The organism is Photobacterium andalusiense, from assembly GCF_900185625.1.
Lineage (GTDB): Bacteria > Pseudomonadota > Gammaproteobacteria > Enterobacterales > Vibrionaceae > Photobacterium > Photobacterium aquimaris.
The window spans coordinates 153,808-171,008 of sequence record NZ_FYAJ01000003.1 but is presented as its reverse complement, the minus strand read 5'-3'; the positions used below and the strand labels follow the sequence as shown (position 1 = coordinate 171,008).

Annotated in this window: 17 protein-coding genes; 13 read left to right on the top strand and 4 right to left on the bottom strand. The window is 37.9% G+C overall.

What is annotated here, in order from left to right; all coding sequences use genetic code 11:
• Positions 1 to 299: 299 nt before the first annotated feature.
• Positions 300 to 1,121, bottom strand: coding sequence for a DUF723 domain-containing protein (locus PAND9192_RS09920; protein ID WP_087853670.1), 822 nt, complete (start codon positions 1,119 to 1,121; stop codon positions 300 to 302).
• A gap of 576 nt (positions 1,122 to 1,697) precedes the next feature.
• Here PAND9192_RS09920 and PAND9192_RS09915 point away from each other — a divergent pair.
• Genes PAND9192_RS09915 through PAND9192_RS09875 form a run of 9 tightly spaced genes read left to right on the top strand, consistent with a single transcriptional unit; the run spans position 1,698 to position 8,590 of the window.
• A complete protein-coding gene (locus tag PAND9192_RS09915; RefSeq protein ID WP_087853669.1) occupies positions 1,698 to 2,096 on the top strand; it encodes an ATP synthase subunit I in 399 nt (132 codons plus the stop codon).
• 1 nt (position 2,097) lies between these two features.
• Positions 2,098 to 2,865: a F0F1 ATP synthase subunit A gene (atpB, locus tag PAND9192_RS09910; RefSeq protein WP_065167182.1), complete on the top strand. Its 768-nt coding sequence runs from the start codon at positions 2,098 to 2,100 to the stop codon at positions 2,863 to 2,865.
• Between the two features lie 51 nt (positions 2,866 to 2,916).
• Positions 2,917 to 3,153, top strand: a complete 237-nt coding sequence (gene atpE, locus PAND9192_RS09905; RefSeq protein ID WP_036791577.1) for a F0F1 ATP synthase subunit C — start codon at positions 2,917 to 2,919, stop codon at positions 3,151 to 3,153.
• 52 nt (positions 3,154 to 3,205) lie between these two features.
• Positions 3,206 to 3,676: a F0F1 ATP synthase subunit B gene (atpF, locus tag PAND9192_RS09900; protein ID WP_060996810.1), complete on the top strand. Its 471-nt coding sequence runs from the start codon at positions 3,206 to 3,208 to the stop codon at positions 3,674 to 3,676.
• Between the two features lie 14 nt (positions 3,677 to 3,690).
• Positions 3,691 to 4,239 (top strand): F0F1 ATP synthase subunit delta, encoded by a 549-nt coding sequence (locus PAND9192_RS09895; protein WP_087853668.1) that lies wholly within the window; start codon positions 3,691 to 3,693, stop codon positions 4,237 to 4,239.
• Between the two features lie 12 nt (positions 4,240 to 4,251).
• Positions 4,252 to 5,793: a F0F1 ATP synthase subunit alpha gene (gene atpA, locus PAND9192_RS09890; RefSeq protein WP_087853667.1), complete on the top strand. Its 1,542-nt coding sequence runs from the start codon at positions 4,252 to 4,254 to the stop codon at positions 5,791 to 5,793.
• 57 nt (positions 5,794 to 5,850) lie between these two features.
• A complete protein-coding gene (atpG, locus tag PAND9192_RS09885) occupies positions 5,851 to 6,723 on the top strand; it encodes a F0F1 ATP synthase subunit gamma (RefSeq protein ID WP_065167178.1) in 873 nt (290 codons plus the stop codon).
• A 21-nt stretch (positions 6,724 to 6,744) separates the two neighbouring features.
• Positions 6,745 to 8,130, top strand: coding sequence for a F0F1 ATP synthase subunit beta (atpD, locus tag PAND9192_RS09880; RefSeq protein ID WP_065167177.1), 1,386 nt, complete (start codon positions 6,745 to 6,747; stop codon positions 8,128 to 8,130).
• Between the two features lie 16 nt (positions 8,131 to 8,146).
• The gene (locus PAND9192_RS09875; RefSeq protein ID WP_060996805.1) at positions 8,147 to 8,590 is read left to right on the top strand and encodes a F0F1 ATP synthase subunit epsilon; all 444 of its coding nucleotides are present in this window, start codon (positions 8,147 to 8,149) and stop codon (positions 8,588 to 8,590) included.
• A gap of 224 nt (positions 8,591 to 8,814) precedes the next feature.
• Here PAND9192_RS09875 and PAND9192_RS09870 read toward each other — a convergent pair whose 3' ends face one another.
• On the bottom strand, positions 8,815 to 10,356 hold the full coding sequence (locus PAND9192_RS09870; protein ID WP_087853666.1) for a sodium:solute symporter family transporter: 1,542 nt from the start codon (positions 10,354 to 10,356) through the stop codon (positions 8,815 to 8,817).
• A gap of 344 nt (positions 10,357 to 10,700) precedes the next feature.
• Between PAND9192_RS09870 and PAND9192_RS09865 the strand changes: the two genes are divergently transcribed.
• The 4 genes from PAND9192_RS09865 (at position 10,701) to PAND9192_RS09850 (ending at position 15,380) form a co-directional block, all read left to right on the top strand.
• Entirely contained in the window at positions 10,701 to 11,993 is a 1,293-nt protein-coding gene (locus tag PAND9192_RS09865) for an MFS transporter (protein ID WP_087820608.1), read from the top strand.
• A 91-nt stretch (positions 11,994 to 12,084) separates the two neighbouring features.
• Entirely contained in the window at positions 12,085 to 13,098 is a 1,014-nt protein-coding gene (locus tag PAND9192_RS09860; RefSeq protein WP_087853665.1) for a nuclear transport factor 2 family protein, read from the top strand.
• Between the two features lie 159 nt (positions 13,099 to 13,257).
• Entirely contained in the window at positions 13,258 to 14,274 is a 1,017-nt protein-coding gene (locus tag PAND9192_RS09855) for a LacI family DNA-binding transcriptional regulator (protein ID WP_087820606.1), read from the top strand.
• 497 nt (positions 14,275 to 14,771) lie between these two features.
• Positions 14,772 to 15,380: a DUF2799 domain-containing protein gene (locus PAND9192_RS09850; RefSeq protein ID WP_087853664.1), complete on the top strand. Its 609-nt coding sequence runs from the start codon at positions 14,772 to 14,774 to the stop codon at positions 15,378 to 15,380.
• 116 nt (positions 15,381 to 15,496) lie between these two features.
• Here the strand turns inward: PAND9192_RS09850 and trpS are convergent, their stop codons facing one another.
• The gene (trpS, locus tag PAND9192_RS09845; RefSeq protein ID WP_087853663.1) at positions 15,497 to 16,528 is read right to left on the bottom strand and encodes a tryptophan--tRNA ligase; all 1,032 of its coding nucleotides are present in this window, start codon (positions 16,526 to 16,528) and stop codon (positions 15,497 to 15,499) included.
• A 247-nt stretch (positions 16,529 to 16,775) separates the two neighbouring features.
• Positions 16,776 to 17,000: a GntR family transcriptional regulator gene (locus PAND9192_RS09840; RefSeq protein WP_087853662.1), complete on the bottom strand. Its 225-nt coding sequence runs from the start codon at positions 16,998 to 17,000 to the stop codon at positions 16,776 to 16,778.
• Positions 17,001 to 17,201: the final 201 nt, after the last annotated feature.

The window sequence follows — 17,201 nt, the reverse complement described above, 5'->3', positions numbered from 1 at the left end:
ATTAAAGGTACGTCGTTAATTAGTGCTTAGTGTAACTGACAATGCGACGATCCCCAATGTTGTTTTAGTTGTAACCAAGCAAAATTTGACGTTTAAATATAAGCTAACAATATTAACAGCCGTAAAGGTATTTAATAAATTGAACCTTGAATATATGACAAACTAAATGGTACCGGATGAGAATAAAGACGTTGCTTTATATAGAATAACTGTTGCTTATTATGATGTTCAAATGAGTTGAATATTATAATGATGATGAAGTAACAAGTTAATTATTAATTATTGTTGGCAGTTTATTATTAATATGACTGTAATAACTTAATCGGTGGCTGTTTATTAATATTATTGGATTTTTTTCTTCGTAATAGAGCACATTTTTGACACCCATTTCCAGCTAAATGATTGGTTGGTAATTGCAAAAACTCACCATGAACGCTGCAAATAATAATGCCTTTTGTTCTCATGTTTATATATTCAAATAATGAATAATTATAACGCTTACCATGAATTTCTTTTGCACTGGCGATGAACTGTTTAGCGGTCTTCTTTTGGCTGTTTTTTATACATTTTGGGCATCCTGAACCATGTAAATGTGCATCAGCTCGTTGACTAAAATCGCCATGAATCACACAAGTTATAACTCCTTTGTTAAGGGCTCCTGTATAGATGAAATGTTCATATTTATAGCGGTTGTTATGAACTTGAGTTGCCTTCTTGATGTAATCACTTTGTGATAATAATTGAGATGTAGCACACCTTGGACAACCTTTTCCTGCTAAATGTGCGTTTGGTGTTTGGCTAAAAATACCGTGAATCTGACAGTGGATACTCCCTTTCTGTAATGTTCCTCTATATACAAATTCCTCGTAAGTATATTTATTGTTGTGAATGGCGTTAGCTCGAGCAATAAATTGACTGGTCGTCAGCTTTTTGGTGCCAGAACAGGCTTGGCAACCATGCCCAGCAAGATGAACATCTGGCCGTTGTTTAAAATTTCCATGGATTGGACAGGTAATAATACCTGCCGTTTTGGCGTTTATGTAATCAAAAAAAGTATAACTGTATTTTTGATTATGGCGTTTTTGGGCTTTGTTTATGAAAATTGCAGTACTATTTTTCATTGGATTAATGTTGCCTTGGTGGGGTGTTTTTGTTAACGAATGCGTGAGCTTTTAATAGCGTCTTATTTGTCAGGGTAAGGTCAATAATGCAATTACGGATGAAATAGCGCTTTTTTAAACGAGGCTGAATCAGGAATGGCAAAAATACAATGTAAATAAAAATTAAAAAATGTTAATGATTACTTATGCGTAATACGCACATGATAATCTCGATCTTGAGCATCAACATCAAGAGCCAAAAATGGTAATCATTGTTTGCATTTATTTTGATGGCTATCACAAAACTGATCACGTAAATTTTGTACTGCAGACGATAGGCTGAAAGATATTGAAAAATAAGCCTATTAGTAAGCACCTCATAATATATAAATTTCTATTATATATTTAATGGAGCTGCGTAATTGAATGTTTATGATGATAAGAAATCATTTTAGTAATTATTCAGTTTTACACTTTAATAAATTTTTTTGAAGTGTATGTGCTGTTTTAATTAATGATTTTATATTATCTGTAATAAACACAATTAAGATAAGGAGTCGTAATAATACAGATACAGACGGTGTAGAGGATTTAAATATGAAAGCAGGCTCAGGGTGTAACGATATTCTTTCTGCAGCAAAAGTCATATTACTCGGACAGTTAATACTTGGATGTTTATTTACATTATTCATTTGTATTACAAATAATACGTTTGGTGTGAAATCTGCAATTATAGGTGTAGCGATTGCTGTTATTCCTTCTTTGCTGGGGCTAGTGAGCGCAGCATATAAATTAAAGAAGAATGATGAAGTTAATATCAAATATTTAGCCAAGCTGAATTCATTAGTTAAATGGGTTTATACCGCGGTAATGATATTGGTAGTGGTTCGTTTTATACCGGTTAATAGCGAAATTATGTTGCTGGCTTATAGTGTTACATTTTTAGGATGCTTTTTAACTCCGATACTTAACAAACCTCAATTTAGGATGACGTAAGGTGGAATCAGTAACTACCGCTCACGATTATATTGAGCACCATCTAACATTCTTCACTGTGGGTAAGGGTTTTTGGAGCATTAACATTGACTCCATGCTCATGGTTTGGTTGTTAGGTTTACTGTTTATCGGTGTTTTTCGATATGTTGCATCACGAGGAACCAGTGGAGTTCCGGGTAAGTTGCAATGTTTTATTGAAATAACCTATGAATTTGTAAATAACCTTGTTAAGGAAATTTTTCAAACAAAAGACAAGTTAATTGGGCCGTTGGCATTAACTATTTTTGTTTGGGTTTTTCTTATGAACACAATTGACTTATTGCCAGTTGATTTTATTCCAGCATTTGCTCGCTTACTTGGTTTTGAGCATTTCCGTGAATTACCTTCTGCGGATGTCAATGTGCCTATGTCGATGGCGATTGGTGTGTTTATGTTAATCATAATTTACACACTGAAAACAAAAGGATTGCGTGGTTTTATTAAAGAACTAACGACACAACCTTTTGAAAGTCCATGGCTTTACCCAGTGAATTTAGTTTTGGAGTTAGTAACACTAATATCAAAACCAATTTCTCTCGGTCTTCGATTGTTCGGCAACATGTATGCGGGTGAAATGATTTTTATCCTTATTGCATTAATGCCGTGGTGGATGCAGTGGGCGCTCAGCGTTCCATGGGCACTATTCCACATTCTTATTGTGTTCTTACAAGCGTTTATCTTCATGGTATTGACGGTTGTTTATTTGGCAATGGCCACAGAAGAACATTAATAAATTAAGTTCGATTTGAGTTTTAACTATTTAATAATTTTGGAGTCATTCATGGATATTGTAAGTGCAGTTCTTTATGTTGCTGGTGCACTACTGATTGGTTTAGGTGCGGCGGGTGCTGCTGCAGGTATTGGTAACTTAGCAGGTAAATACCTTGAAGGTGTTGCACGTCAGCCGGACCTTATGCCGATGCTACGTACACAGTTCTTTATCATGATGGGTCTTGTCGATGCGGTTCCTATGATTGGTGTTGGTATTGGTCTTTACATCATCTTTGCTGTGGCTTAATAGCCAGAACTACCGTTATAAATCATAACGTTATTTAAATAGTGAGGATGGTATGAATTTAAATGCAACCATGCTTGGTCAAGCAATCTCTTTTGTGATTTTTGTTTGGCTATGTATGAAGTATGTCTGGCCGCCGCTAACCGCGTTAATTGAGCAACGCCAACGTGAAATTGCAGATGGGCTTATTCATACTGAAAACGCAGCTAAAGAACTCGACATCGCAAAAGCGAATGGCGCAAAAGTTTTGGAAGATGCGAAAAAAAGTGCGAGTGAGTTAGTTGAGCAAGGTAATAAGCGCCGAGCACAGATTATCGAAGATGCCCACGCTGAAGGCGAGAAAGAAAAAGCCCGTCTTGTAGCGCAAGGTCAAGCAGAGTTAGAAAGCGAACGTAATCGCATTCGTCAGGAACTACGTGCTGAAATGTCCGATATGGTCATTGAAACTGCTCAGAAACTGATTAATCGCAATTTGGATACTGATGCTAACCGCGATCTTGTTAATAAACTTATCACGGAAATGTAACTGGAGAGCACATTATGTCAGATCCACTAACCATTGCTCAGCCCTATGCCAAAGCTGCATTTGATTATGCAGTTGCTAATCAGGCATTAGAACAATGGGAGCAAATGTTGACTATCGCAGCAACGGTTGCTAGTCAACCAATCATTGCTCAGCAGATTGAAGACAGCGAACAGTTAGGTGCTAGTGACTCAGAAGCGTTTACTGACATGTTCTTGGGCGTTTGTGAAGGTCTACTGGATGAACATGGCCAGAACCTGATCAAAGTAATGGCTGAAAATGGACGTCTAAATGTGATCGTTCAGGTTGTCGAACTGTTTCATGAGCTTAAAGATGATTATGAGCGCATGGTTACTGCGCATGTCACTACGACTGAGCCATTAAGCATTCAACAACAAGCCAATTTAGTACAGGCGCTGCAAAAGAAATTAAATCGCAGTGTTGAGCTTGATTGCCACATCGATGAAACGCTAGTAGGCGGCATGCTGATCAAAGCTGGAGAACTGGTGATTGACGGTACGCTTAAAAGCTCTATCAACCGACTCGCAACGAGCCTTCAGGCGTAATAGGTAATAGATATGCAACTAAACTCTAACGAAATTAGCGATTTAATTAGACAACGAATCGCCACCTTCAATGTGACAAGTCAAGCACGTAACGAAGGTACTATCGTCTCTGTAAGTGACGGTATTATTAATATCAATGGTCTTGCTGATGTTATGCAAGGTGAGATGATTGAACTACCAGGTAACCGTTATGCATTAGCGCTTAACTTAGAGCGCCATTCTGTTGGTGCGGTAGTGATGGGGCCGTATGCAGACCTTGCAGAAGGCATGAAGGTAACAGGTACTGGCCGTATTCTTGAAGTACCCGTAGGTAAAGGTTTATTAGGGCGTGTAGTTAATACCCTAGGCCAACCAATTGACGGTAAAGGCGCTATAGACAATGACGGTTTCGCACCGGTAGAAATCATTGCTCCTGGTGTTATTGACCGTAAATCGGTTGATCAGCCTATTCAAACGGGCTACAAAGCGGTTGATGCGATGGTACCAATCGGTCGAGGTCAGCGTGAGCTTATCATTGGTGACCGTCAAACGGGTAAAACAGCGATGGCGATTGATGCCATCATTAACCAGAAAGATTCTGGTATCTACTCGGTGTATGTTGCGATTGGTCAAAAAGCGTCAACCATTGCTAACGTGGTACGTAAGCTAGAAGAAAATGGCGCCCTACAAAATACTATCGTTGTAGTTGCATCGGCATCAGAAGCGGCTGCACTACAATACCTAGCCCCTTATGCGGGTTGTACTATGGGTGAGTATTTCCGTGACCGTGGTGAAGATGCACTGATTGTTTATGATGACCTGTCTAAGCAGGCTGTTGCTTACCGTCAAATTTCACTATTGCTTAAGCGTCCACCTGGTCGTGAAGCCTTCCCTGGTGATGTATTCTACCTTCACTCACGTCTACTTGAGCGCGCATCACGTGTAAATGCACATTATGTTGAGCGTTTCACTAACGGTGAAGTAACAGGTAAAACTGGTTCATTAACCGCGTTGCCGATCATCGAAACCCAAGCAGGTGACGTATCAGCATTCGTACCAACTAACGTAATTTCGATTACCGATGGTCAAATCTTCTTGCAGACTAACTTGTTTAACGCAGGTCTACGTCCAGCAGTTGACCCAGGTATTTCAGTATCGCGTGTAGGTGGTGCAGCTCAGACTAAAATCATTAAGAAATTGTCAGGTGGTATTCGTACCGCACTTGCACAGTACCGTGAATTAGCCGCATTTGCGCAGTTCTCATCGGACCTTGATGATGCAACACGTAAGCAGCTTGATCACGGTGAGAAAGTAACAGAACTGATGAAACAGAAGCAGTACGCACCTATGTCAGTAGCGGAGCAAGCACTTGCTATTTTCTCTGCTGAAAAAGGCTACTTGAACAGTGTTGAGTTATCACAAATTGGTGCATTTGAAGAAGCATTGATGGCATTTGCAAAAAGTCAGCATGCAGAGTTGCTTGCCTCAATCAATGAATCAGGTAATTACAACGATGATATCGAAGCAAGTCTGCATCAGCTTCTAAAAACATTCGTTGATACGCAGTCGTACTAAGTAACGCGAATACTTTCCGTCCGAACGACGCAGTATGAATGTAGATAGGAGCTAACCATGGCAAATGCAAAAGAGATCCGCACTAAAATCGCTAGCGTACAAAATACGCAAAAGATCACTAGTGCAATGCAAATGGTTGCCGCAAGTAAGATGCGTAAAGTTCAACATAACATGGAAGCAACCCGCCCTTACGCTGAAAATATGCGTAAGGTGATCGGGCACTTAACTTCCGGTTCGTTGGAATATAAGCATCCCTATCTTGAAGAGCGAGAAGTAAAACGAGTAGCTTACATCATTATTTCCTCAGACCGAGGATTGTGTGGTGGTTTGAACATTAACTTGTTCAAGAAAGCCATGGCAGATATGCGCCAATGGCGAGATCAAGGGGTTGATGTAGATACCACCTTGATCGGCTCAAAAGCAATTTCGTTTTTTCATCGCTTCGGCAACGTGATTGCACAAACATCAGGTATTGGTGACTCACCAAAACTCGAAGATATTTTAGGCCCGGTTAATGCCATGTTGGAGTTTTTCGACCAAGGAAAAATTGACCGTTTGTTCTTAGTTTACAATGAGTTTGTAAACACAATGGTGCAAATGCCAAAGGTAACTCAACTGTTGCCTAACCCAGAACTTGAACAAGACGCGTCAGATGATGTGAATGAAAAAAGTCGTTGGGATTATATCTATGAGCCTGATCCTAAACCGATCCTCAATGAATTGATGCTTCGTTATATCGAATCACAAGTCTATCAAGGCACCGTTGAGAGTATCGCTTGTGAACAAGCAGCACGAATGGTTGCAATGAAAGCTGCAACAGATAATGCGGGTGAGCTGATTAATGATCTTCAGCTGGTATATAACAAAGCCCGTCAAGCAGCAATCACCCAAGAGCTAAGTGAAATCGTAGCTGGGGCACAAGCCGTTTAAACAGAATTTTAAGGACATCAAATGAGTACTGGTAAGATTGTCAAAGTCATCGGCGCTGTCGTTGACGTTGAGTTTGATCAAGATAGCGTGCCTAGAGTATATGATGCGCTTACCTTAAGTGACAGTGAGCATGCAGCACTTGTATTAGAAGTACAGCAGCAAATTGGTAGCGGTGTCGTACGTTGTATCGCAATGGGTTCATCAGACGGTCTTCGTCGTGGTTTGGAAGTGGTTAATACTAATGCGCCAATTTCTGTGCCTGTAGGTGAAGAAACTCTTGGCCGTATCATGAACGTATTGGGTACCCCTATCGATGAGTGTGGCGATATTGGTGAAAAGAAAAAATATGCGATTCACCGCGCAGCACCGTCATATGAAGATCAATCTAATAGCTCTGAGTTGTTAGAGACTGGCGTTAAGGTTATCGACCTTATTTGCCCATTTGCTAAAGGTGGTAAAGTTGGTCTGTTTGGTGGTGCGGGTGTAGGTAAGACCGTTAACATGATGGAGCTTATCAACAACATCGCTAAAGCACACTCAGGTTTATCGGTATTTACCGGTGTGGGTGAACGTACTCGTGAAGGTAACGACTTCTACTTCGAAATGAAAGAAGCTGGGGTACTTGATAAAGTTGCCATGGTTTACGGTCAGATGAACGAGCCACCGGGTAACCGTCTACGTGTAGCATTAACAGGCTTAACCATTGCGGAAAGTTTCCGTGATGAAGGTCGTGATGTATTGCTGTTCATCGATAACATCTACCGTTATACACTTGCAGGTACCGAAGTATCAGCACTGCTTGGTCGTATGCCATCAGCGGTAGGTTACCAGCCAACATTGGCTGAAGAGATGGGTGTACTACAAGAGCGTATTACCTCAACTAAAACAGGCTCTATTACGTCTATTCAAGCGGTATATGTACCAGCCGATGACTTAACTGATCCATCACCAGCAACGACCTTTGCTCACTTAGATGCAACCGTTGTACTGTCACGTAATATCGCCGCATTGGGTCTATACCCTGCGATTGACCCATTGGATTCAACTTCACGTCAGCTTGATCCATTGGTTGTTGGCCAAGAGCACTATGATGTTGCTCGTGGTGTACAGACGGTACTTCAGCGTTATAAAGAACTGAAAGATATTATTGCTATTTTAGGTATGGATGAATTATCTGAAGAAGATAAATTAACGGTATCTCGTGCACGTAAGATTGAACGTTTCCTAACTCAGCCTTACCACGTAGCAGAAGTATTTACTGGTCAAAAAGGTATTTTCGTTTCTCTTAAAGAGACTATCGCTGGCTTTAAAGGCCTATTAAGCGGTGAGTATGATGATATTCCAGAACAAGCATTCTTGTACTGCGGTAGCATTGAAAATGTACTCGAAAAAGCGAAAACCTTATAAGGCTTGAGGAGGCATTATGGCTATTGGCGTTACCGAGAACACGTTCCAACTCAATATCGTAAGTGCTGAGGGACCCTTGTTCTCTGGTCCAGCTCACGCGCTGGCAGTTTCAGGCTCCGATGGTGAGTTGGGTATTCGCCCTGGTCACTCTCCTTTATTGAGCCGACTAAAACCTGGTGTAGCAAGCTTCGTCACAGATTTAAAGGATCCCGAAGAAATTCTTTATATCTCAGGCGGTATAGTTGAAGTTCAGCCCAACGTAGTAACTGTACTTGCCGACACGGCAATGCATGGGAAGGACATCGATCAAGCCCGCGCTGATGAAGCTCGCCGCGCCGCCGAAGAAAACATCAACAAGCATGCTGATGATGTTAACTTCGCAATGGCGGAAATGGATCTGGCGAAAGCAATGGCACAGTTACGTGCCGTTGAATTAACCCAGAAACAAATGCGCCGTTAAATCAGTTGGAATAATACGCTAACAGCACCTTGTGGCTAAATCACCATAGCGATTAAGGTGCGGTTATTGTCTTATACTTACTGATCCCCGTCTCTATAGGTCTCCAGCCTAATACCAAGGGACAAAATAATAAAGAGACAGGATGTTATTTATTATTGGTGAACGTAAGTTTACCGTCACTATCTAAAGCCCCTGCACTGTACCGAGTGTAGGGGCTTTTTTTATTAATAATAGAATTTAAATATCCAGTTAGGAATAATGGCACAAGCACAAATCGTTAATAGCGCAAATAATAATAATCCGTAGTGGCTAGTTGTTGGTTTTTCAAATAATAAACGTTGTTGTTGAATAAATTGTTGTTGTTGGGCTGTGTTTTCTCCCCAGATATAACTGGTTAAAATACCGAAGAATATAAATGTAAATGTTCCAACAGGGGCAAACCACGGCCATGCAATATCTAAGTATCGAATAATAAAGATAGCTATTATGCTAAATATACTGCCAATGATGACGCCTTTTTCATTAGCATTATTGAAAAAGAGACCTAAAATAAATGACCCTAAACGAATTCCTACAAAAATTGAAGTTAGACTTGCAATTGTTTTAAGTACTGACTCATTTGAAATAGACATTAATGCAGGAATTATAACGAGAGTTGCAGCTCCAAGACTCATTTTTCGAGCGATACTGTCATAATGTATGTCTTGTTTATTTTTGTGAACAAAACGCTTATAAATATCAAATGTTGCCACTGTTGCTATTGAATTATAAGTAGAATCAAGCGTTGACATTGCCGCTGCAGCTAAGGCGGAAATAATCAAACCAATAATTATTGGATTGGTGTGGTTAAATACAAAATCAAGAATAATTTCGTTACTATTTATAAAGGTTTTATTGTGATAAAAAATATTAAGTAATATACCTAATATTGAAAAAAACAAATAAATAAAGAAAGCGCCATAGCCACATAAAAGCATTGATTTTTGTGCTGTTTTTACACATTTAGTTGCTAATGTTCGTTGAATAATTAATTGATTTGCGCCATAGACACTAAGATGTAAAAAGCTGATCGCAATCACGCCTGTCCATAATGTAGTATCAACGCCTAAATCAAAATCAAGATTAATAATATTCAGTTGTTCTTTAGTTAATGAGATACCTGTATTAATTTCAATTAAAAGGCAGGTCATAATTGCAAGGCTACCTATCACTAATATGGCTGACTGTAATAGATCTGTCCAAATAACAGTTGATATACCGCCAGCATAAGTATAGAGCGCAGTAAATAAGCTTATGTAAATAATGGCTTCTGAAATAGATATTGGAACTACTTGGATTACAATTAGAGAGATTGCATAAAGAACAACACCAGCAGAAAGGCACTGTACTAAGATAAAAACTAAAGAATTAATCGTTCTAGCATAAACCCCAAATCGAAATTCTAGATATTCATAGATAGAGGTGAGCCTGAGTTTGTAGAAAACAGGCACAAAAAAGAGAACTGCAAAAAATATCACGATAGGGTAGTTTAAATGCATACTCATCGCTTCCATTCCTGAACTATATACCCAGCCAGGCATGCCAACAAATGTCATTGCACTAATATATGTAGCAAGAATAGAAATACCAGCTGAAAACCACCCAAATTGTTTTCCGCCAGTTGAAAAATCCCCCCCTACGCAATAACGTTTATTTACTAAGTAACTGATTAATAATGTTAATAATATATATATAGCAATGACTGCGAAACTTGAGTACGTAACCATTATTGGGTTTCCTACATTTCTAATATATTTAATCTTTGCGGTGATATTACCTGTAAATAATTTTAATCTTGATTTTTATCATTTTAATTGTGATTTCAATCACGAATGTTACGTTATATCTGCCTAAAAGGTCACATTGTTATTTATGTGTAATATATGTGATCTTACTCTCTAAAATAGTAATAATGGGTACGTATTCATTTTAATGTCGACTTTGATCACGGATCTTTAGCCATAGGTAATATTATTATCTATCTCGAAGTTAAGGCACTTGAAAATTTAATTAATTAATTTCAATGTGTTTAATTAAATAAAAATCATTTATAATTAGAGGTTTATCGGTCATGAATGCCAAAAGACACATGAGCGAAGTTCCGATGATTCAAAGGGTAGCTGCCTATTTTGCAATTCTGGTTGGTTATTTTTTCTATTGTTATAACTTTGTTATTATTGACTACGTACGCCCGTATATTGTTGAAGCCTATGATGGTATTACCCTTTCTGATACAGCGCAATTTTACACTTGGCAATCAATTGGTGCGTTAATCGGTGCATTAAGTTGTGCTTGGGTTGCGAGTAATTTTGGTAAAAAATCAACGTTGATAGTGATTACTGCGCTTAATGGCGGGGCAACAATTATTAATATGCTGTTTACCGATTACGCAATGTGGGCGTTAATGCGTTTCATTATTGGTATGTCTCTTGGTGGTTACTTTACCGTTGCTGTTAGTTTAATGATTGGCTTATTTACGCCAACTGTTCGAGGTAAGTTAACGGCATTTGCTTCTTCTATGTTCTCAGTTGCATTAATGGTAATGGGGGCTTACGCCGCCTTTATTTCAAGTATAGATGCACCATGGCAAAGCCTTATGTGGGTTGGCGGTATTCCACCATTAGCTGCTGCAATTATGATGATATTTGTATTACCAAGTGATAAAAAAGTGATTGCTTATGGTGAAGAAGAAGCTCAAGCATCATCAAATAATGAACCGGTGAAAAAAGGTTCTTGGGGAGAGATGCTAAGTAAACCTTATCGACTAATTACTTTGTCGTGTTTATTACTTGCTGGGCTTAATTTTTACGGTTATCAATTCTTTAGTGGGTTCGTTACTACATATTTAAAAGAAGTTCGTCATTTTGATGGAGCAACAATTGGCGTTATTTTCTCTATCTCAGCTTTTGGATCTTTATTTGGCGCGTGGATTTGGGGAGCTGTTGCCGATAAATATGGACGTAAAGTTAATGCATTTGGTCTTATTCTAGCCGGTATTATGGCATCAGTTTTCTTTGTTGCTCCAAGTAACATGATGATTGGTAGCCTAAATATGTTAGCGATTTTAGGTCTTATTTATAACTTCGGTTTATCGTCATCAGCAGTATGGGGAGGCTATTTCTCAGAGTTATTTCCATCGCATTTACGTAGCTATGGTGCAGCATTATTCCACGGTGGTCGAATTATCGGCATGTGGGCACCAATGGTACTTATCTTTATTCAGGAACGTACGAATTTAGAAACAGCAATGTGGGGATCACCTATTGTTTGGATCATCGCAGGTTTGTTGTGGTTCACACTGCCTGAAACATTAAAAGGTGGCATTTTCTATAAAGAAAAAACACCAAAAGCAGTAACAGCATAAGTTATTACTGTTCATTAATTAAATAGAATTATTTTTAAATTATAAACGATACTGACAAGTGCTTCAGATCGTATTAAATATGGATATTATCATGTCAAAATATCAAGAAACTAAACGTATTGTTCGTGAATACTTTGCTGCAATGGAAAATGCAACGCCAGAAACAGTTGCTGAAGTATTAAAGTCATTCACTTCTGAGGATTACCTATGGCGCGGTGTTTATCCTTTCCGTGAGCAGCAAGGTGCAGAAGCAACTGCAGACGTTTTTTGGGCGCCTCTTATGAAGTCAATGACACGTATGCAACGTCGTCAAGATATCTTCATCGGTGGTACTAATGAAATCAGCGGTGAGCAGTGGGTAATGAGCATGGGTCACTTTATGGGCCTATTTGATGCAGAGTTCTTAGGTCTACGTCCTACGGGTAAGATCATGAACGTTCGTTATGCAGAATTTAACTGTGTTGAAAACGGTAAGATCACGAAAACAGGTTTATTTGTTGATTTGCTAGGCATGATGGATCAAGCTGGTTGTTATCCACTACCACCATCAACGGGTAAGCATTTCGTATACCCCGGTCCTCGTAACCACGATGGTTTATTATTTGATGATGCGCCTGAAGAAGAAGGTATAGCGACACTAGCTCTAGTGAACAAAATGGTTGATGATTTATCGGCTCTTAATGCAAGTGGTGCGATGGGTTGCCCTCCTGAAGTGTTAGAGAAGAGCTGGTCTAAGGATATGATTTGGTACGGTCCATGTGGTATCGGTGCATCTTATACTATTCCTCGTTATCAACAACAGCATCAGTTACCATTCCGTAATAACCTAAAAGATAAGCAATTTAACGGTCATGTTTGTCGTTTTGCTGAAGGTAATTTCTCTTGTTTCTTTGGCTGGCCAAACTTATCAAATACGCCAATTGGTGGTTTCCTAGGTTTACCAGGTGGTGAGATCCGTGCTGACATGCAAGTTGTTGACGTCTATTATCGAGACGGTGATAAATTATCAGAAAACTGGGTATTAATTGACCTGCCATATTGGTTAAAACAACAAGGTCTTGATGTTTTTGAACGTACACAACAAATTATGAATCCAACATTATAATTTTGTTGTAATAAAATAAGAACCCGAGTTCAATAGCTCGGGTTTTTTTATAGTTTTGAGTTAGAAAGTGCCCACTCTCGATTCATAATGAGGTTTATTTGAAAATATAAATTATTATTATGAGCATCGATTATTAGTTAATATTTCTATAAGTGAACAATGAATTCAGTAAAGCAAACTATTACATCAAAAGATGTCGCTAAACTTGCAGGGGTTTCTCAATCAACCGTTTCACGAGTATTTATTGCAGGTAGTGCAGTTTCTGAAAAAACGAAGACAAAAGTTTATGAAGCGGCAAAAGCGTTAAATTATCGACCTAATGCTTTTGCTCGAAGTTTGACTACCAATGAATCTAAACTAATTGGTCTTGTTTTTCCTGATGCTGATTATCCCATTCATATGAAAACGTTACAGTTGATTTCTAGTGAGCTGCAACAGTTAGGTTATTCTGCAGTATTGATCCCTTGGATGGTTGATGACAATGATCAGCATTCAATTCCTAATATTTTTCAATATCGTGTTGATGGTGTTATTGCAGCTTCTGCAACTTTGAATCGTTCATTATATGATGAGTGTGAAAAGTTTAATATTCCTATTGTTCAATATGCACGTGTTGTCGAAGGAACAAAAAGTAGTTACGTGATCAGTGATAATTACAGTGCAGGACAAATGGCGGCTCAATACTTTTATCAATCAGGTGTTAATTCTGCTGCTTATTTGACCGGTAATGTACCGACATTTACGAATGATGAACGAGAGCAAGGTTTTTGTAGTGAATTTAAAGCATTAACCGGTCATCTTCCGATAGTTATTGAAGCTAATTATGATTATTGCCATTCAATTAAGGATATTCGTCAGTTTTTAAAACAAGATAATCGACCTGAAGCGATTTTTTGCGCTACTGATAATTTAGCGATGGCTGTGATGGATGTCGCAAGATTTGAATGTAATTTAACAATCCCTGAAGACTTACAAGTGATTGGATTTGATAATATTCCACAAACAGAATGGCTAAGTTATCAGTTAACAACATTCAAACAAGATTTTAAAAGACTTGCCCAAGAGGCGGTTAAAATTATTGTTGACCAAGTTCAACATGATAATAATAGTTTTATTAAATTAATGATCCCAGCATCACTTGTAGAACGTAAAACAACAAAAATTCGTTGTGTATAGTCGCGCGTGAATAATTATTTTGTTGATGATAAAAATATATCGGCCTATCTATTAATAGAGAGGCCGATTATTAGATTAAAACAACCTCAAACCCAAAGTAGCTTTAATATCCGTTAAGATGGGTTGAGTGTGTTGATTAGCGTGTTTACTGCCAGGCTTTAACATCTCAATTAAGTAGTCTTTAGTGTTTAAATAATCAGCCGAGATGCACTATTGGCTTGATTAAATCTTGTAAGTATTGTTCTAAAATCTTTTTGGTGGTGCCATTTCTTAACCACTTTGGTACATTGCTGTAAATTATTATGAGTAATACTTTATTTCACTAATATCTTCATCAACGTATATGTTCTTGATTTGCCGATAAAGACTGACTTGCTACCGTTATTAAAGCGAGTATAAGTTTCCAGTTTGTTATAACTTATGCAACATGAGTAACTTTATTTCTAACAATAATACCTTTAGAGTATCGGGCTTTATTTCTTTGTAACAAGTTAGCTATGACAAAAAAAACTCTTACGATAATACTTTTTATATGCTCAACATTAACAGCATGTTCTGTTATGAATCAGCAAGAATGCGAAACAGCAAATTGGTCAGCATTGGGGTATGTAGACGGCTCACAGGGCATATCTTCTTCTCAATTTAGTGATCGAAGTTCTGCTTGTTCGGAATACAATATCCGCGCTAATTTTAAAGAATACCAAGCAGGTTATAATCAAGGGTTGGCTATCTACTGCACTGAAAATAATGGTTTTTTTATTGGTTCTAAGGGACGGAGTTATCAAGGAGTTTGCCCACAAAAAACAGTAACTTTATTTTTAAAGGGTTACAGCAAAGGAAAAGAGCTCTTTAGCCTAAGAGAAAGTGTAAACCAAGCAGAACAAGATTTACGCGATGAGAAAAACGAAATAGCCCATAAAAAAGATAAATTAAACGGTCTAAAAAATAGTTTAATTTACGATAAGCTTTCGCCACGAGAACGACGTGAAAAGCTAGATGAAATTGAAGAAATTAATCAGCGACCAAATTTAATTAAAGAAAAGACACAGATCTTAAACAAACTGAAAAGGAAATTGGTTAAATTAGAATCAAAGTTAAAATATTAATCTTCGGTATAACTGCTACTAACTATAATAATCCTCATTAATTAGCTATCAATTAGTGAGGATTATTCTTTAGAGTTAATGCAATAGTTGTTGTGAAGCTGTATTAATATGAATTATTAGAACAACTTTAAACCAAAAGCCTGTTTTACTTCTGCTAATACTTGCTGAGTTTGTTGATTAGCGTGTTCTGTGCCTGACTTTAGTACCTCAATTAAGTAGTCTTGATTGTTTAAATAATCAGCTCGGCGAGCACGTATTGGGGAAATTAAATCTTGTAAGCATTGTTCTAAAATTTTCTTTGTGGTGCCATCACCTAAACCACCTTGGCGATATTGCTGCTTTAATGTATCAATATAAGCACTGTCTGGATGGAAAGCATCAAGATAAGTAAACACTATATTTCCTTCTACACAACCAGGATCTTCGACACGAAGATGATTAGGATCGGTATACATTGATTTCACTGCTTGTGAAATAGTCTTACTGTCAGCACCTAATGTGATGGTATTTCCCATTGATTTTGACATTTTATTTTTACCATCAGTGCTTGGCAGGCGGGCAACTTTACTTAATAGAGGCTGGCATTCTATTAAAATATTCTTACCTGCAATGGTATTTATTTTTCTAACAATTTCATTGGTTTGTTCAAGCATTGGCAGTTGGTCATCACCAACAGGAATTAAACTGGCACGAAATGCGGTGATATCAGCTGCCTGAGAAATAGGGTAGGTTAAAAAACCAGTAGGAATAGAGCGGCCAAACGCTTTTGATTGAATTTCACTTTTAACGGTAGGGTTACGCTCTAAACGTGCAATCGAAACAATATTGGAGTAATACATGGTTAATTCGGCAAGCGCAGGAATAGCAGATTGAAGACAAATAGTGGTCAGTTTGGGATCAATACCAACCGCTAAATAATCAGCGACGACATTAAGAATATTAGTGGCAACTTTATGTGGATTATGACCGTTATCCGTCAGGCCTTGCATATCTGCAACTAGAATATTTTGCTGGAATTGATGCTGTAATTGTACCCGTTGTTGCAGTGAACCCACGTAATGGCCGAGGTGAAGCTGACCTGTGGCACGATCGCCTGTAAGGATAATTGGTTGATGTTGATTTGGTGTAATTGATGATTGAATGTTCATGTGTTTCTCCGAAAAAGTGCTACCGGAGAGTTGGATAGATACGAATAAAAATAGATGTATTCATTAGCAACCTTCCGGCGCAAAATGAAATAGTAAAATTCTACCTAGCGCCGTTCGATGAAGAACGCCACCAAAATAAAAGCGGTGAGGTAGTACTTATAATCGTAATCATGTTATGAACTTATCAAAACATTTTTAATTCAACAAGTGTTTTTAATTAATCTATAAAAATAGACCTAAATCGTAATTAAGAGACTAAAAACCACCCTCGACGTTCTTTTCTATAAATGATGCCCTGAGCTTCTAGTTCTAATAGTGCGTGTTTTACGGTTAGCCGACTAGCATTAAAAATTTCGCTTAATTCACGTTCGGATGGAAGTCGTTTTGATTGTGTAGAAAAGAGACCGCGTTCAATTTGTTGAAGTATCGTTTCACAAATAAGAGAGGGTGAAGGTGATAGTTGTTCGCTCATTATAGCCATTGCTCATTTTTGTAAGTTGCTGATAAATTTATCAGTACAAATAGCATAGCAATGGTATGTCATTATTATGTCATTACTATTTTAGTTAATTGTTTTAATCACTATTTATTACCATCAATATAAATAGAGTTTAGATGGTATTTGAGAATGTCATTATTGAATACAAATATTTCATTTATGGAATATATTTAT

Coding starts and splice junctions, on each gene's coding strand:
- PAND9192_RS09850 (WP_087853664.1), top strand. CDS start 14,772: ATGACAAAAAAAACTCTTACGATAATACTTTTTATATGCTCAACATTA.
- PAND9192_RS09895 (WP_087853668.1), top strand. CDS start 3,691: ATGTCAGATCCACTAACCATTGCTCAGCCCTATGCCAAAGCTGCATTT.
- PAND9192_RS09860 (WP_087853665.1), top strand. CDS start 12,085: ATGTCAAAATATCAAGAAACTAAACGTATTGTTCGTGAATACTTTGCT.
- PAND9192_RS09870 (WP_087853666.1), bottom strand. CDS start 10,356: ATGGTTACGTACTCAAGTTTCGCAGTCATTGCTATATATATATTATTA.
- atpA (WP_087853667.1), top strand. CDS start 4,252: ATGCAACTAAACTCTAACGAAATTAGCGATTTAATTAGACAACGAATC.
- PAND9192_RS09875 (WP_060996805.1), top strand. CDS start 8,147: ATGGCTATTGGCGTTACCGAGAACACGTTCCAACTCAATATCGTAAGT.
- atpF (WP_060996810.1), top strand. CDS start 3,206: ATGAATTTAAATGCAACCATGCTTGGTCAAGCAATCTCTTTTGTGATT.
- PAND9192_RS09920 (WP_087853670.1), bottom strand. CDS start 1,121: ATGAAAAATAGTACTGCAATTTTCATAAACAAAGCCCAAAAACGCCAT.
- atpE (WP_036791577.1), top strand. CDS start 2,917: ATGGATATTGTAAGTGCAGTTCTTTATGTTGCTGGTGCACTACTGATT.
- PAND9192_RS09915 (WP_087853669.1), top strand. CDS start 1,698: ATGAAAGCAGGCTCAGGGTGTAACGATATTCTTTCTGCAGCAAAAGTC.
- PAND9192_RS09855 (WP_087820606.1), top strand. CDS start 13,258: ATGAATTCAGTAAAGCAAACTATTACATCAAAAGATGTCGCTAAACTT.
- PAND9192_RS09840 (WP_087853662.1), bottom strand. CDS start 17,000: ATGAGCGAACAACTATCACCTTCACCCTCTCTTATTTGTGAAACGATA.
- atpD (WP_065167177.1), top strand. CDS start 6,745: ATGAGTACTGGTAAGATTGTCAAAGTCATCGGCGCTGTCGTTGACGTT.
- PAND9192_RS09865 (WP_087820608.1), top strand. CDS start 10,701: ATGAATGCCAAAAGACACATGAGCGAAGTTCCGATGATTCAAAGGGTA.
- atpG (WP_065167178.1), top strand. CDS start 5,851: ATGGCAAATGCAAAAGAGATCCGCACTAAAATCGCTAGCGTACAAAAT.
- trpS (WP_087853663.1), bottom strand. CDS start 16,528: ATGAACATTCAATCATCAATTACACCAAATCAACATCAACCAATTATC.